Origin of the sequence: Scatolibacter rhodanostii (assembly GCF_900197595.1) — a bacterium.
Taxonomy (GTDB): domain Bacteria; phylum Bacillota; class Clostridia; order Oscillospirales; family Acutalibacteraceae; genus Scatolibacter; species Scatolibacter rhodanostii.
This window is the reverse complement of the sequence record NZ_FZLO01000003.1, coordinates 192,310-207,793: the sequence shown is the minus strand read 5'-3', so window position 1 is coordinate 207,793 and position 15,484 is coordinate 192,310. Positions and strand designations below refer to the sequence as shown.

Here is a 15,484-nt window from a genome sequence, read left to right as displayed (position 1 = left end):
ATGATTGAAAAAGGATATGGTCTAACAAGAGGCAAAAAAATTAGAAATGGGATAACCAGTGTTGTTCTGAATCTAATTATGCTCATTTTTTCATTGTCATGCATATTCCCGTTGGTATGGATGTTTTATTCTTCTTTGAAAATAAAAAGAGAATTTAATGCGGATGTAATGTCCTTACCTTCAAATCCTACTTTCTCGAATTATCAGAAAATTCTTACCAATACTGATTATCACATTGGTGAATCTATCATGAACAGTGTGCGGACAACGGTAATTTCTGTTCTGCTCATTGTAGCGTTTGGTTTTATTATCGGATATTTTTTGGCCAGAGTGAAGTTTAAAGGTAGCAAAATTATTTGGATTATGCTACTAATGGGGATGCTTATTCCGATTCATTCACTTTTGGTACCAATTTATGTTGTGTTCAACCAAACTAAATTGTCCAATCAATGGTTTACCTTGATGATTCCTTATGTCGCTTTTGGAATGCCTATCGCCGTTTTTTTGGTACAGGGGTTTGTGAAAGAAGTGCCAACAGCGTTAGAAGAAGCAGCTTCTATTGATGGATGCTCTTTTTCAGGCACCTTGTTTAGGGTTATTCTTCCAATTTGCCGACCTGTCCTAATTACGGTAGCGATTTTGCAGACATTCTCTTGCTGGAATGAATTCTCTTTTGCACTTGTGTTAATCAAAGAAACAAGACTGCAGACTGTTCCGCTTGCTATGACGCAGTTTACAGGGCAGTTCTCTTCAGACTATCCTAAGATTATGGCGGCAATGCTAATTACAATGGCACCGATAGTAGTGTTGTACTTTGCTTTCAGCAAACATATTATCAAAGGAATGGTAGCCGGAGCAGTCAAGGGTTAATTACTAAAACTTTCATGGCACAAAATAGAAAACGATGAATGAACTATGTTTATAGCTTTAGGGGTACACAAAAAATTCCTGCGTAAAAAAGGAAGATGAAAATACATTTAACAGTCAATAAAAAATGAAAAATATAGTTTATTTTAAAATTAAACTATTGACAAGTTGAAAATTCTGACATACAATGATAAAAACTTAATAAACTAAACCGTTGAAGCGGAGATAACGGTGTGACGTGCAGTTACAGAGAGTGGGGGATGTTGAGAACCTCGCACAACGCAGTACATCAAATGGACCGCTGAGGGCATAGGGAAAGGCTTTTAGCCAAGTATTCTATGACGTGACGCATACGTCAGTTGCGAGGGATATGTTAGTATCCTGCAGAGAGCATAAGAAATTTGTTGTAGCAAATTTTTTGTGAAACAAGGTGGCACCGCGGATGATTTTATCACCCGTCCTTGGCTGAATTCAGCTGAGGACGGGTGTTTTTTTATACCTAAAAGGAGGATATTTATGATAAAACCCACATTGTCACAAGCAAAAAAATTTGAAAACGATTATCAGGTAATTCCTGTAGCAATGGAAATGCTCTCTGATGTCAAGACCTCTATGCAAGTTCTAAGAAATATTAAGGCAAAAAACCAGAAGCTTGTTATGCTGGAGAGCGCCAAAAGTAATGATACATGGGGGCGCTACACTTTTCTCGGATTCGCACCTAAACTTACTGTGACAGGAAAGAATGGTGACGTTAAAATTTACCAAGGCGGAAAAGTTGAGAAAAAGCAGGGAGAGCCGGTTGCTATTCTGCGAAGCATCTTGAAAGGATATACCAGTCCTCAAATTGCCAATCTGCCTCCTTTTACAGGTGGATTCGTTGGATATTTCTCCTATGATTGCATTCAATATTTCGAACCATCCCTTCATCTAAAAGCAAGTGACCAAGAAGATTTTGCGGATTTTGAAATGATGCTAATTGACAAGGTGATTGCTTTTGATCATTTCGCGCAGAAAATCTATTTGATTGTCAATGTGAGCACAGATGATTTAGAAAACAACTATGTGAATGGTGTGGCAACGCTGAAAGACATGGAACAGCTTGTACTTTCTGACTTTGCTGAAGAGGAGAAAATTCCACAGTGTGGTGAATTTAGTGCTATGTTTTCTAAAGAGCAATATTGTGAAATGGTGGAAAAAACAAAGCATTACATTCATGAGGGCGATATCTTTCAAGCGGTTCCATCCAATCGAATGACCGCAGAATTTAAAGGCAGCTTGTTGTCGGTGTATCGTCAACTGCGTACCATTAATCCATCTCCCTATATGGTCTATTTTCGATTTGATGATATGGAGATAGCAGGAGCCTCTCCCGAGACATTAGTTTCACTCAAAAATGGCAAGCTTAGCACATATCCTTTAGCGGGAACTTGTCCGAGAGGAAAGACAGAGGAAGAAGACAACGAGCTTGTGCAAGCTCTATTACAGAATGAAAAAGAGCTTGCTGAGCATGGCATGCTTGTCGATTTAGGCAGAAATGATTTAGGCAAAATCAGTAAATTTGGTACCGTGCAAGTGGAAGAATACCGAAAAATTAAGCAATTTTCGCACGTTAGCCATGTGGCCTCCCATGTAACAGGCAAAATTAGAGAAGACAAAGATGCGCTGGATGCTATTGCAGCAGCACTGCCTGCCGGAACACTATCGGGTGCACCGAAAAAGCGAGCTTGTGAAATTATAGATGAATTAGAGGGAGTCAAACGGGGGCCATACGGTGGTGCACTCGGTTATATCGATTTTGCAGGCAATATGGATATGTGCATTGGCATTCGCATGGCTGTGCTAAAGAACGGAAAAGTATTTGTGCAGTCAGGTGGGGGAGTGGTAGCAGACAGCGTTCCCGAAAAAGAATATGAAGAAACCATTAACAAGGCGAAAGCAATGATGAACGCATTAAAGGGGGAGTTACAGTGATTTTGCTGATTGATAATTACGATAGTTTTTCCTACAATCTCTATCAAATGGCCGGTGAGATTTGTTCCGACATAAAAGTGATTAAACATGATGAAATGACCGTTGCAGAGATTGAAAACTTGCCTGTTTCGCATATTATTCTCTCTCCCGGACCCGGTCGCCCAGATGATGCGGGCGTTTGTAAAGCAGTCGTTAAGGCATTTATGGGTAGAATTCCAATGCTGGGTGTTTGCTTAGGTCATCAGGCCATTTGTGAAGAATTAGGAGCGACCGTGACTTATGCTGCTAAACTGATGCACGGCAAGAAAAGTATGATTCACATTGCCAATGGTAATCCAATATTCAGAGAACTCCCTCCCTTGCTAGAAGCAGGAAGATATCATTCATTGGCAGTTAAACGAGATACTCTGCCGGATTCATTGCTGGTAATTGCAGAAGATGAAGATGGTGAAGTTATGGGGGTCAAGCACAAGGATTTTGATGTATACGGCATTCAGTTTCACCCTGAATCCATCTTGACCAAACAAGGTAAGACAATCATCAAAAACTTTCTGCAGATGGAGGGAAAATCATGATTCAGCAAGCAATATATCAGATTTTGGCAGGCAAAGATTTAAGCTTGCCGACGACTAGAGAAGTCATGATGGAGATGATGGAGGGCAAGGCTACTTCGGCACAGATGGGTGCATTTTTAACTGCCATGCGCATGAAGGGAGAAACAATTGACGAAATTACAGCTTGCGCGCAAGTCATGCGTGAAAAGTGCATGAAGTTGAACCCTGAAACCGATGTGTTAGATATTGTGGGAACAGGGGGAGATGAACTCTTTACTTTTAACATCTCGACTATATCAGCATTTGTGGTGGCGGCTGGAGGAGTGCCGGTTGCTAAACATGGTAACCGCAGTGTTTCAAGCAAATGTGGCAGTGCTGATTTGCTTGAAGCCTTAGGTGTTAATATTAACCTCAATGCGCGGCAAAGCGAAAAAATTCTTTCTGAGATTGGCATTTGCTTTATGCTTGCACAGGTCTATCATGCCGCAATGAAACACGTGGCACCAGTCAGACGAGAGCTTGGTGTCAGAACCCTTTTCAACATTATCGGTCCACTTGCCAATCCAGCAGGAGCCAATTTGCAGCTTTTGGGGGTGTATGACGAAAATCTGGTAGAGCCATTGGCAGGTGTTCTTGCCAATCTAGGGGTCAAGCGTGCTATGGTCGTACACGGACATGATGGACTGGACGAAATCACACTCACAGGAACTTCCACCATCTGTGAAGTGGCAAACGGCAAGCTTAATAGTTATTTTATTACACCAGAGCAGTTTGGATTACAACGTTGCAAGATCAAAGAATTGGTGGGTGGGAATCCACAAGAAAATGCTGAAATTGCAAAGAGAATTCTCTCCGGCAAAAAAGGAGCAAAGCGCGATATTGTTGTCATGAATGCCGCGTGTTGTCTTTATATGGCGCACAATAATGTCACCATGCGAGAATGCGTAAAAATGGCACAAGAATTATTAGATAGCGGCGCCGCCTTACAGAAACTAAATGATTTTATTCGCCTCTCAAATGAGGTGATGACATGAGCGTTTTAGATAAAATTGTCGAAACAACTAAGAAACGTGTCGAAAACGACAAGAAAGGTGGAATTTTATCTTCAACTCCTACCTTTCTCTCCAAATTTGCTTTTGAAACGGCGCTAAAAGAGCGCAGAATGTCTTTTATTTGCGAGGTAAAAAAAGCTTCCCCCTCCAAAGGAATTATTGCACAAGATTTTCCCTATCTAGAGATTGCAAAAGAGTATGAAAAAGCAGGCGCAACGACTATCTCTGTGCTCACTGAGCCTGATTTCTTTATGGGAGCAGATTACTATTTAACTGAAATTCGGCAATCTGTGAACATTCCCATTCTGCGCAAAGATTTCGTGATAGATCCATTTCAAATCGAGCAGGCACAGGCATTGGGTGCAGATGCTATTTTGCTGATTGTAGCACTGCTTACACCTATTCAATTGAAAGAGTATATAGCTTTAGCAGATTCTTTGGGGCTTTCTAGCCTAGTAGAAGCACACGATGAAAATGAAATTCAGACTGCACTTTTGGCAGGGGCCAGAATTGTGGGAGTTAATAACCGAAATCTGCATGATTTTTCAGTGGATACCATGAATAGTGTGCGATTGCGCCAAGGCGTGCCGTCAAATATTCTTTTTGTGTCAGAAAGTGGAATCCAAACCCATGATGATATTGCTTTGTTACAGCAAAATGACATCAATGCCGTTTTGATTGGTGAAACCTTGATGAAAAGCAAAAATAAAATTACTGCATTGGCAGAATTGCGAGGAGAAGGCAATGTCTAAAGTAAAGATATGTGGTCTATCTCGTGAAGAGGATATTTTGGCGGTCAATATTACTAAGCCAGATTATATCGGGTTTGTGTTTGCTGACAAAAGCAGAAGAAAAGTTACGGTCGCTAAAGCGATAGAATTAAAGAAACTTCTGGACCCAGCGATTAAAGTTGTCGGTGTGTTTGTCAATGAATCAGTAGAATGGGTAGCAGAGCTGTGCGAAGTTGGCTTAATTGATATGGTACAGCTACATGGAGATGAAGATGAGAGCTATATAAGAAAACTCAAAGAATTCACAACGAAGCCCGTGATTTGTGCTATTTTGATAGCAGATACAATCCCTGAATTTCCTAAAAGTGCGGATTATCTGTTGTTTGACACTGCTTCTGCGGAACGGGGCGGAACAGGAAAAACCTTTAATTGGGAGATTTTAAAAGATTACCAAGGTAAACCTTATTTTTTAGCAGGTGGACTTTCCTCGCAAAATGTAGCAAAAGCAATACAAAAACTGCACCCTTTTGCGGTAGATGTCAGCAGCCATGTAGAATCGAAGGGTGTGAAAGACAGCCAAAAAATCAATGAGTTTGTGAGCATAGTCAGAAAAAATACAATTGGTGAAAGGAATGAAAATGAATATGAAAAGTGAGCAGAAAGTAGGACGATTCGGTGATTTTGGTGGCCAATATATTCCCGAAACACTGATGAGTGCCGTACAAGAACTGACCAAAGCATACAGCTTTTATAAAGAGGATGAATCATTCAACAGAGAACTGACTGCTTTGTTGAATGATTACGCAGGACGTCCGTCTTTGCTTTATTACGCAGAGAAAATGACGAAAGACTTAGGCGGCGCAAAGGTTTTTCTCAAGCGAGAAGATTTGAATCACACAGGATCGCATAAAATCAACAATGTGTTAGGGCAAGTGCTGCTTGCCAAAAAAATGGGTAAGACTAGAGTGATTGCCGAAACAGGCGCTGGCCAGCATGGAGTGGCGACGGCCACAGCAGCAGCGTTGATGGGCATGGATTGCGAAATTTTCATGGGCAAAGAGGACACTGACAGGCAAGCACTAAATGTATACCGAATGAGATTATTGGGTGCTAAGGTTCATGTGGTCACTTCGGGCACCATGACCCTTAAAGATGCCGTCAACGAAACCATGCGTGAGTGGACAAGACGTGTCGATGACACTCATTATGTGTTGGGATCTGTTATGGGACCTCATCCGTTTCCAACGATTGTCCGTGATTTTCAGAGCATTATCAGCAGAGAAACGAAGCAGCAAATCGTGGAAAAAGAAGGTAAGCTGCCTGATGCTGTGGTTGCTTGTGTAGGCGGCGGCTCGAATGCAATGGGCGCTTTTTACCATTTTATTCAAGATAAGCAAGTGCGTTTAATTGGCTGTGAAGCAGCTGGAAAAGGAATTGATACCGAAAGACATGCTGCCACCATTGCAAAAGGTTCACTGGGTGTATTTCATGGAATGAAAAGCTTATTCTGTCAAGATGAGTTTGGGCAGATTGCACCAGTCTATTCTATTTCTGCCGGACTTGATTACCCGGGAATTGGGCCTGAACACGCACACCTTTATGAAACAGGTAGAGCAGAATATGTGCCGGTGACAGACGATGAAGCGGTAAATGCCTTTGAATATCTCTCTAAAATGGAGGGAATCATTCCCGCCATTGAATCTTCTCATGCGGTGGCTTATGCCATGAAATTAGCAAAACAAATGAGAAAAGACCAGTCTATTGTAGTTTGCTTGTCAGGGCGTGGCGATAAAGATGTAGCAGCAATTGCTCGTTATAAGGGGGAAGAAATCTATGAGTAATATAGAAGCCGCTTTTGCGAAGAAAAAGGCATTTGTCACTTATTTAATGGCAGGTGACCCTAACATAGAACAGTCAGCTGAATATATTCTCGCCTTGCAAGAAGGGGGAGCAGACCTCATCGAGATTGGGATTCCTTTTTCTGACCCTGTGGCAGAGGGTGAAGTTATTCAAAAAGCAAGCGAAAGAGCATTGCTAAACGGCACAACGCTTGAGCATATTTTCACCATGCTGGAGTCTTTAAAAGGAAAAGTGCATGTGCCGCTTGTGTTAATGACTTATCTAAACCCTGTTTTTGTCTATGGCTATGAACGGTTTTTCGCACGTAGTCAGACGTGTGGTATTTCAGGAATTATTATTCCTGATTTGCCGTTTGAAGAACAGAATGAAGTCAAGCAAATTGCCATAAATTATGGGATAGATACGATTACTTTAATTGCCCCTACCTCACAGGAGCGCATTGCAAAGATTGCAAAAGAGGCAGAAGGTTTTGTATATCTTGTTTCTTCTATGGGGGTAACAGGAGTGCGCAGTGAAATTACAACGAATATCAAGCAACTAGTGCAGGAGATTAAGAAGGGAAAAGATATTCCTGTAGCAGTTGGTTTTGGTATTGCCACTGCAGAGCAAGCTGAAGAATATGCAAAAATGGCAGATGGCGTGATTGTCGGCAGTGCCATTGTAAAACAAATTGCAGAGAATTTACCTGACACCTCTGCCAAATTAATAGAATATGCGCAAAAAATGAAAGCGGCTATCTCAAAATAAAAGGCTGATAAAAGCTATATTTAAAATGAACAAATACAAGGGGATTCTATTGATTTAGAAGCCCTTTGTATTTGTAGTAAAGAAAAAGTGTTCAGAGCAGTTAAGCTCTGAACACTTAATTTTAGATAGATAGGTAATTTTCGAAAGAAAATTACTGGAGCAACTGCAGAATAGCCTGAGGCTGTTGGTTGGCCTGAGCAAGCATAGACTGAGCAGCTTGTGTCAAGATGTTCATCTTGGTGTAGTTCATCATTTCTTTTGCCATGTCTGTATCACGGATACGAGAGTTAGCAGAAGTCATGTTCTCAGCAGTTGTATCCAAGTTGCTGATGGTGTAATCCAAACGATTCTGTAAAGAACCGAGGTTAGCACGGTTTGTAGAAACAGTGTTAATAGCAGTTTTGATATCAGCAATGGCAGCACCGGCAGCATCTTGTGTAGAAACGTCGATGTTAACATCGTTACCGTCTGCATCTTCTGTAACCAAGCCTAAACCTTTTGCAGAAAGATCAGCAACTTTAACGGATACATGGTTGTATTCCGCATTAGTATCACCAACTTGAAGTTTCAAAGCTTTGCCTGTTGCTTCAGCAGTAAAGCTAGATGCAGTACCTGTCAAAGTTACACTGTTTTTTGCAGCGGCTGTTGTCAAAGAAGCAAAATCTGAGAAAGTTTTGCCGTCTTTGCCATCAGCATCAGTCTTGAAAGAATATTCTTTGCCATCGATAGTGATTTTAGAATCAGCAGCAAAAGTTGTGCTATCAGTAGCATTGCTTGCTGCGGTAGCGGCAGCACCGGCAACTGTATCAGAAGCGGCTGAAGTAGGAAGTGTGCCTGTGCCAGCAAGAGTGATAGTAGGAGCAGCACCAGCGCCAGCAGTTTTAGCAGTTAATATAACTTCGTCATCAGCACCAGTAACATCATAAAGAGCAGTTACGTCGGCATTGCCAGAAAGTGCTGCACGAACTGCAGCAGCAGTATCATTGGCACTTGCGCCATCAGCTAATGTAACGCTGACAGGATTAGTAACACCAGAAACAGCTACGGTGACACCTGTAGCTGCAGTAGCACCAGCAGCACCAATGGTGTAAGTGTTGCTGGCAGCAACAGCTGCATCACCAGCATCCGTTGTGATGCCAGTACCAGTAACAGCAGCATCCTTTTTCGTATCTGGAGAAAGGTTGCCATCGAGCAAGTTAATACCGTTAAAGTTAGTAGACTGAGCAATACGGCTAATTTCAGAATTGAGGTCGTTGACTTCGTTCTGGATGGCAGCGCGGTCAACTTCGTTCTGAATGGTGCCGTTAGCTGATTTTGTTGCTAATTCAACCATACGGTTAAGCATGTTGTGAATTTCTTGTGTTGCACCTTCAGCAGTTTGAATTAAGCTGATGCCGTCTTGTGAGTTAGCAGAAGCTTGCTCTAAACCTTTGATTTGTGCTTTCATTTTCTCGCTGATTGCAAGACCGGAAGCATCATCAGCAGCGCGGTTGATGCGGAAACCAGAAGACAATTTTTCGAGAGATTTTGCAACTGAATTGTTGTTGACACTCAGCTGACGGTTGGCGTTCATAGCCATTACGTTACTTCTTACGACCATACCCATAGTATGTTCCTCCTTGATTTGGCAGAACAACATCCTTGTGTTCTATCGCCATTTTGTTTTTAAAATATATTTCAAGCCAGAAAATCAAAAACGCGCGCCATCTTATCTTTTCTGACTAGAAAACGAAAATAGAATGAAACTGCATTTGATTTCTTGAAAGCAAGAATAAAATGTTCAATCGCTGTTTTCTGCTTTCAAATAAGTTATTCTCTCTTTTTAAAAGAACGAAAGAGGAAATCATAAAAAATTGTAAAAAAAAGTAATAATTTGAATAAAAGTAACTGTCTTTAATTTTCTACCTCATTTGTGTTTTCAGAAACAGTAGAAACTTCCTCTGGGGCAATCAATTTGTCAATCATAGATACAAGATTGGCAATTTCTGGTTTAGAAATTTGAGCGTCGGCTCCCAATTCTTTACCTTTATATTTCATTTCATCTGTGATGAGAGAAGAAAATAAAACAAGAGGAATTTCTTTCAAAACAGAATCCGTTTTTACTTTTTTAGTGAGTGTATAGCCATCCATTTGCGGCATTTCAATGTCAGACACAATGCAAGCGACATGATCTGTAATATCATCGCCAGAGTCACGAGCTTCACATAGAAAATCCCAAGCCTCTAAACCATTTTCAGCTTTGGTTGTATTGACATAGCCTGCTTTATGTAGAGAATCAATAATCATTTTTGAAAGTAAAATAGAATCTTCTGCCACAAGAATATGTTTTTCAGTGCGCTCGCGAGTGCCAAGTTTTTCAATGTTAGAGTAGAGTTCGTTTGATTCAGGGTTCAGCTCCATAATAATTTTTTCAAAATCCAAAATGGTGATTAAGCGATTCTCAAAATCGGCAATACCAGTGGCAATTCCTTTGCCGCCACCATAAATCGTCTTATCCGGCTTTTTCATTTCTGCCCATGTCAACTGGTCTATGCCAACCACACGGTGGACATGAAAGGCAAAGTCTTGATGATTTAAGCTGGTAATAATAAAAATATCTTTTTCAGGATCTTCAGAGGCGGGTAAACCAAGATAAGCCCCAAGGTCAATTACCGTAATAACCTGATCCCTGAGCTTAAAGATTCCCTCAACATTGGGATTTGATTTTTGCATCGGTTTAACAGGCATAACGGAAATGATTTCCTTCACTTTGGCGATGTTAATGCCGTAGAGTTCATTGTTGATAACAAACTCCATGATACTAAGTTCATCAGCACCAGATTCAGCTAATTGTTCTGTTTCTTTAAGATTATTCATATCTAAACCGACCCTTCATCATTTGATTTCAAAATTTATTTGCCCATATCTAAAGTTTTATTGATACTTGTCTTTAAAAGGGAAAAAACCGATAAATTGGCATCATAAGCATTGCTAGCCGCATATAAGTCAACCATTTCTTCAGTAGTATCCACATTTGGATAAAGAACATAGCCGTTTTCATCTGCTTCTGGATGAGTAGGATCATAAACAGATTTAAAGTCTCTGTCACTTTCAACGACTTGCGAAATACGTACTCCACCGCTTTTGGCATTGTCTAAAGTTTCTTGAAAAGTAAGAGGGCGCTCTTCAAAAACGACTTGCTTTCTGCGATAAGGTTCGCCTGTTTCAGTGGTGGTTGTCTTTGCGTTTGCAATATTTTGCATAATTACGTCTGTGCGATATCGTTCAGCTGTCAGTGCCGAACCGACAATATCAAGACTAGGAAGAAAAGCCATAAAATTACCTCTTTCAGTTCATATTGCTATTTAAAACAATACCGTAGTTATCAAATTTTCCGTTGATTTTGTCAAGAAGCATAGAATATTGGACATAAGATTTATAGTACTCAATATTCTCTTTTTCCAAATCGACATTGTTGCCGTCTTGCAAGGTAGAAACACTCTCATCTGTCACAACAGAAGCATGTATGGTATCAGGAACATCTTCTGCAGAAGATTGAGCAGTTTTCAAAACATCATCAAACACTAGGTTTTTTGATTTGTACCCTGGTGTCTCAATATTAGAGATATTCTGCAGATGGAGCTGTTGATCCATCCATGACATCTGCACGCCTGCTTCCAGTACCTTAAAATTTTTCGAATCAAAAAACATAATTTATTCCCCTTATTTGTTAGCAGCAGCCAAATGAGTTTGTTTGCCGGCTTCGATATAAGTATCTCGCAATTCTGCTATCATTTCAATGATTTCAGGAATTTCATCTGCACTTTTTTTGACATTAGCTTGAATGGTAGCGTGTAAAAAGTAATCATACAGTGCATTCAAGTTTGTAGAAATTTCATATTGAAAATCCAAAGAAGACTGCAAATGACGAAGAATAGCCTGACTTTTTTGCAAGCTTTGATTAATCTCTGCATAATCCTTTTTTTCAAAAGAAGACAAAGCGCGTGTCAGATTTTTAATTAAACCGTCATAAAGTGCCGTCAGCATATCCCCGGAAGTCATTGTCATAATCGACTGCTTTTTGTAAGCTTGATAAGGATTTGTTAACATTTTCTCACCATCTTTCCCAATCCCCTTGACAGGAGATTGAAACGGATAAAATACTAAATAAAATGGAATAAACAAGGCCTTAGATTTGCCGATCAGGCCTTGTTATAAAGTTTTATTAAGAGCTAAATTGCTGTGAAAGCATAGATTGTTGCGTGCTAAACTTAGACATAATGGTTTCCATAGAAGTGAACTGATTCCAATAGCGAGTACGCTCTTTGTTATATTTTGTTTGAAGTTGTTTAATACGGGTTTCAATGCTGGTAATGCGATCATAAAGTGTATTTTTCTTTTCCAGTGTTGCCCCTGAAATACCAGCCAATTGCACTAAACTGCCGGCACTTGCATAACTGGGGCTAGCAGCTTTTTTCATAGCTGTCATCAATTGTGCAGACAAGCCTTCTTTTGCTGTAGTGAAAAGGGCACTGACAGCTTCAGGGTTAGAAGAAAGCGCTTTGCGCAAAGCCGCCTCATCTAGCTGCAGTTTACCTTTATCTTGATAACGACTTGTTGTCTCAATACCGATATCATAAAGAGCTAAAGAAGAACCCGCTGGCTTAGAATAAAGAGCAGTACGCATTTCAGACAGGAACATCCCGACTGTACTGTCATTACGGATGAGGCCTTTTTTTGCGTTTTCCTCCCATAGCGTTATTTCGCGCTCAGACATTTCCTTTTTTTGTTCAGTTGTGAGTGGATCATAATTTCTATAAGTTGCTTCTTCGCCCACATAACTATTGAGTTTTGCAAGCATAGCGTTATAGTCTTCTACAAAGCTTTTAAAAGCATCTACAATGACTTCGGTGTCACGAGTAGTGGAAAGAACGGTGTCTTCATATTCAGTGGTACTACCAGTTTTATATGCACTGACCTGTGTTAGTTCTAAGGAAACACCATCAATCGTGAAAGAATTGCTGCTTCTGGTAGTTTCTACACCATTGACAGTAATTTTGGCATCTTGACCTTTTATGATATGGCTGATATCATTGCCATCTTTGTCTTTTTTTATTATTTCACCGTCACCAAAAGTAACTGTGTTTTTAAAAGCTGTTGAGACGGAAGCAAGTTTTTCAGCATTTGCTCCCTCGCTAACAGTGAGCCGACCATCAGCGAAGGAAATACCGGTACTATTTCCAGATTCATCTTTTAAAAGCTCTGAAATTGTGCCCTGTGCAGTATCACCAAACTGATGAATATCACTTAAGCTAGTAGTTTCCATAGCTACATTAGAGGTCACACTGCCTTTTTTGGCAAATCCAAAAGCAATCGCTAAATCTGTTTCAGCAGCTTTTTCTAAATCAATACTATCAGCTACTGCATCGAATTTAACAACAAAACCCTCTTTTATAGAAAGCAATCCATTGTCAGAATTATAGGTAATGTTATCGTCACCAAAATTGGTTTTTAGCCATTCATTAAACTTTGTTTCAATAGTTGTGTTGTTATAAGTGTTGTTACCATCTTTAGGAAGGGAAAAAGTATAGTCTTTCCCATTGACATTCATTTTTAGAGTAGCTGTTTTTGTTTTATAGTCGTCTGTTAAACCGCTACCAGATAGTGTTTTCGTTGTCAAAACGGCACTAGTAGCCTTGTCGGCAGAAGCAATGACATCCTCGCCAAATATAACCGAAAGTAAGTTGCCCTCACTTTGATTCATAGCGATGTCATAGCCGGCACCGCTTGAGGTAGCTTCAATTTTAAAACTGTCTGAAAGAGAAGAGTAGCTGATTTGTACACCAGCCTTGCTTTTATTGATGGTGTTCATCATTGTGCTGATGGTAGTGTCGCCGGTGAATTTAAATTCAGTTCCATTAATATTGAAAGCAAATTGGTCACCAACCAGTGAAACACCTTTTAACTCACTGATTTTGCTAGAACCATTGATATGAGAAGAAGTGCCAGGGACAATCCCGATGGTGTTGGCATCTACGCCTGTTACCAAAAGTTCATGGCCCGTACCCATGTTTTTTCCTAAGCTAAATTGTATTTGATTAAAAGAATTAACATCTAAACCTTTGTCTTTTTCAAATATTTTACCCTCAGAATTAACCAAATCTACATTAACATAAGAGCCAAAGGCATTCTTAACTTCATTTTTTAAAGCAGTTTCAATGTCAGCTAGTGTAATAGTATCATCTTCACCTAATTTATTTAACGTGATGGTTTTCTGTACGCCGTCAAGGGTTAAATCGAAGCTATATCCGGCATCAGAGTCAGCTTGGCTACCCCTGAATTTATTTTCTTTTACAAGTGAGCCTGTTCCTGCGTCTACTAGAGTAGAGGAAGCAGAAGCAAGACCTGTCATTTTTAATCCCATAGTAGTTGAACCTGTGCCTAAAGAAAGGGTAGGTCCGTTTTCTTTAGTGATAAAAGTTAATCTGCCTTCATCCATTTTAACAGTTACATCTGTACCAACAGCATCTTGAAAAGCCTTGACCATACCATCATCGGTCGTAACATTGTTTAAATCAACACTAATTTCATTATCTTTTCCACTGAGTTTGAGAACTACTTTTTTGCCAAATTGTTCGTCAAGGTTAGTTTTATCTAAAGCTTTACCCGTGATTGTTTGATTGCCGCTGACTTTTTGTGACGAGTTTGACAACACAGCTTTCGAGGCTAAACTTTGCACAGAAATTTTCATGTTGCCAAGAGAAGCATTAGTTCCTGTACTGACTACTTTGACAGCATTTCCACTCTTAATGACAGAAGACATAGTATTGAAAAAATTACTGCTGGCAAAGTTTGTAGAAAGTGTTGAGCCATAGGTAGTATCAAAATATTTATTATTAAAAGTATTAATAGACGTGATAATATCACGATAAATTTCCTGTTTCCAAACAGTTTGCTGCTTAAGTGCTTCTTGCGCATCAATTTTAGCTTGTGTGCCAGAAAGCATTTTATTGACCATTTCTTCAGTATCCATACCGGACATCAATCCAGCGATACCCTGTGACGATTGGGAGCTTGAACCCACACTATAATAGTTAGAATTACTGATGTTAGCCATAATCTGGATACCTCCTGCCCGCTATGCGGTTCTTATAGTATATTTATGTCATGTTTTGACGAATTTGAAAGAATAAATTCAGATGAATTTATTTGCCGTGGGTGCAACCGAACCTCCGAGTCCCGTCATCACAGATTGGTGATACTGTCCCGCAACTGATTCACCGCTTTTATTTAGGTTCTCCATAGCATCAAATAAGCGCTGCTTTTCTTCATCAAGATGTGTTCGAATGGGCTCCTCATTCTTAAGAACACGGTTGACAATGGCTTTGATATTCAAAGCCATATCATAGATTTTTGCTGCGTCCGGAGATAACTGATTTGCATTTCCCTCATGATGTAAAGCCTCGTTGATTTCTTGATTATGCAGGCAGAGTTCATGGAGTTTAGTATCAATACCCTGTATTTCTTGTAGAAGGTTCTCCCGCTTTTCAATGCTTAACGCGAGATCATCTACTTGTAAAAAAAGCATTGTTTCTGTTATACTCTCAAAGTCAGAGAAAAGCTTTTTTTTCTCTGTAAGCAAAGCCAGAACTTCTAAATAAATTGACATGCTTGCACATCCTTTAAAAAATTGATCGTAGCCTTGTGCGTGTTAAAACGAACA

15 protein-coding genes are annotated in these 15,484 nt (G+C 40.0%); 8 read left to right on the top strand and 7 right to left on the bottom strand.

All coding sequences use genetic code 11. The annotated features are described in order from the left end of the window. From CS931_RS08450 to trpA, 8 genes are all read left to right on the top strand, one after another. Positions 1–870, top strand: coding sequence for a carbohydrate ABC transporter permease (locus CS931_RS08450; protein WP_099205340.1), 870 nt, complete (start codon positions 1–3; stop codon positions 868–870). Positions 871–1,383: 513 nt separating this feature from the next. Further along, positions 1,384–2,838 (top strand): anthranilate synthase component I, encoded by a 1,455-nt coding sequence (trpE, locus tag CS931_RS08445; RefSeq protein WP_099205339.1) that lies wholly within the window; start codon positions 1,384–1,386, stop codon positions 2,836–2,838. After that, on the top strand, positions 2,835–3,413 hold the full coding sequence (locus tag CS931_RS08440) for an anthranilate synthase component II (protein ID WP_099205338.1): 579 nt from the start codon (positions 2,835–2,837) through the stop codon (positions 3,411–3,413). Before trpE ends, CS931_RS08440 begins: the two co-directional genes overlap by 4 nt. Next, the gene (gene trpD, locus CS931_RS08435; RefSeq protein ID WP_099205337.1) at positions 3,410–4,426 is read left to right on the top strand and encodes an anthranilate phosphoribosyltransferase; all 1,017 of its coding nucleotides are present in this window, start codon (positions 3,410–3,412) and stop codon (positions 4,424–4,426) included. The genes CS931_RS08440 and trpD overlap by 4 nt, the downstream gene beginning before the upstream one ends. Further along, positions 4,423–5,196, top strand: coding sequence for an indole-3-glycerol phosphate synthase TrpC (gene trpC / locus CS931_RS08430; RefSeq protein ID WP_099205336.1), 774 nt, complete (start codon positions 4,423–4,425; stop codon positions 5,194–5,196). Before trpD ends, trpC begins: the two co-directional genes overlap by 4 nt. Continuing rightward, positions 5,189–5,830, top strand: coding sequence for a phosphoribosylanthranilate isomerase (locus tag CS931_RS08425; protein WP_099205335.1), 642 nt, complete (start codon positions 5,189–5,191; stop codon positions 5,828–5,830). Before trpC ends, CS931_RS08425 begins: the two co-directional genes overlap by 8 nt. Continuing rightward, the gene (trpB, locus tag CS931_RS08420; protein ID WP_242964945.1) at positions 5,814–7,016 is read left to right on the top strand and encodes a tryptophan synthase subunit beta; all 1,203 of its coding nucleotides are present in this window, start codon (positions 5,814–5,816) and stop codon (positions 7,014–7,016) included. The genes CS931_RS08425 and trpB overlap by 17 nt, the downstream gene beginning before the upstream one ends. Next, positions 7,009–7,782: a tryptophan synthase subunit alpha gene (trpA, locus tag CS931_RS08415; protein ID WP_099205334.1), complete on the top strand. Its 774-nt coding sequence runs from the start codon at positions 7,009–7,011 to the stop codon at positions 7,780–7,782. The genes trpB and trpA overlap by 8 nt, the downstream gene beginning before the upstream one ends. Before the next feature lie 151 nt (positions 7,783–7,933). Here trpA and CS931_RS08410 read toward each other — a convergent pair whose 3' ends face one another. The 7 genes from CS931_RS08410 to CS931_RS08380 form a co-directional block, all read right to left on the bottom strand. Continuing rightward, entirely contained in the window at positions 7,934–9,382 is a 1,449-nt protein-coding gene (locus CS931_RS08410; protein WP_099205438.1) for a flagellin N-terminal helical domain-containing protein, read from the bottom strand. A gap of 293 nt (positions 9,383–9,675) precedes the next feature. Next, positions 9,676–10,638 carry a chemotaxis protein gene (locus CS931_RS08405; RefSeq protein ID WP_099205333.1) on the bottom strand — a complete coding sequence of 321 codons (963 nt, stop codon included), beginning with the start codon at positions 10,636–10,638 and terminating at the stop codon, positions 9,676–9,678. Positions 10,639–10,673: 35 nt separating this feature from the next. After that, positions 10,674–11,096 carry a flagellar basal body rod protein FlgC gene (flgC, locus tag CS931_RS08400; RefSeq protein WP_099205332.1) on the bottom strand — a complete coding sequence of 141 codons (423 nt, stop codon included), beginning with the start codon at positions 11,094–11,096 and terminating at the stop codon, positions 10,674–10,676. 13 nt (positions 11,097–11,109) lie between these two features. Then, positions 11,110–11,472, bottom strand: a complete 363-nt coding sequence (gene flgB / locus CS931_RS08395; RefSeq protein WP_099205331.1) for a flagellar basal body rod protein FlgB — start codon at positions 11,470–11,472, stop codon at positions 11,110–11,112. A gap of 12 nt (positions 11,473–11,484) precedes the next feature. After that, positions 11,485–11,871 carry a flagellar export chaperone FliS gene (fliS, locus tag CS931_RS08390; protein ID WP_099205330.1) on the bottom strand — a complete coding sequence of 129 codons (387 nt, stop codon included), beginning with the start codon at positions 11,869–11,871 and terminating at the stop codon, positions 11,485–11,487. Positions 11,872–11,986: 115 nt separating this feature from the next. Continuing rightward, positions 11,987–14,878 (bottom strand): flagellar filament capping protein FliD, encoded by a 2,892-nt coding sequence (gene fliD / locus CS931_RS08385; protein ID WP_099205329.1) that lies wholly within the window; start codon positions 14,876–14,878, stop codon positions 11,987–11,989. Between the two features lie 78 nt (positions 14,879–14,956). Next, positions 14,957–15,430: a hypothetical protein gene (locus tag CS931_RS08380; protein ID WP_099205328.1), complete on the bottom strand. Its 474-nt coding sequence runs from the start codon at positions 15,428–15,430 to the stop codon at positions 14,957–14,959. Between the last annotated feature and the right edge of the window lie 54 nt (positions 15,431–15,484).

Bases quoted from the DNA above. Each gene is read 5' to 3' on its own strand.
- CS931_RS08450 (WP_099205340.1), top strand. From the start codon at position 1: ATGATTGAAAAAGGATATGGTCTAACAAGAGGCAAAAAAATTAGAAAT.
- trpE (WP_099205339.1), top strand. From the start codon at position 1,384: ATGATAAAACCCACATTGTCACAAGCAAAAAAATTTGAAAACGATTAT.
- trpD (WP_099205337.1), top strand. From the start codon at position 3,410: ATGATTCAGCAAGCAATATATCAGATTTTGGCAGGCAAAGATTTAAGC.
- trpC (WP_099205336.1), top strand. From the start codon at position 4,423: ATGAGCGTTTTAGATAAAATTGTCGAAACAACTAAGAAACGTGTCGAA.
- CS931_RS08425 (WP_099205335.1), top strand. From the start codon at position 5,189: ATGTCTAAAGTAAAGATATGTGGTCTATCTCGTGAAGAGGATATTTTG.
- trpB (WP_242964945.1), top strand. From the start codon at position 5,814: ATGAATATGAAAAGTGAGCAGAAAGTAGGACGATTCGGTGATTTTGGT.
- trpA (WP_099205334.1), top strand. From the start codon at position 7,009: ATGAGTAATATAGAAGCCGCTTTTGCGAAGAAAAAGGCATTTGTCACT.
- CS931_RS08410 (WP_099205438.1), bottom strand. From the start codon at position 9,382: ATGGTCGTAAGAAGTAACGTAATGGCTATGAACGCCAACCGTCAGCTG.
- CS931_RS08405 (WP_099205333.1), bottom strand. From the start codon at position 10,638: ATGAATAATCTTAAAGAAACAGAACAATTAGCTGAATCTGGTGCTGAT.
- flgC (WP_099205332.1), bottom strand. From the start codon at position 11,096: ATGGCTTTTCTTCCTAGTCTTGATATTGTCGGTTCGGCACTGACAGCT.
- flgB (WP_099205331.1), bottom strand. From the start codon at position 11,472: ATGTTTTTTGATTCGAAAAATTTTAAGGTACTGGAAGCAGGCGTGCAG.
- fliS (WP_099205330.1), bottom strand. From the start codon at position 11,871: ATGTTAACAAATCCTTATCAAGCTTACAAAAAGCAGTCGATTATGACA.
- fliD (WP_099205329.1), bottom strand. From the start codon at position 14,878: ATGGCTAACATCAGTAATTCTAACTATTATAGTGTGGGTTCAAGCTCC.
- CS931_RS08380 (WP_099205328.1), bottom strand. From the start codon at position 15,430: ATGTCAATTTATTTAGAAGTTCTGGCTTTGCTTACAGAGAAAAAAAAG.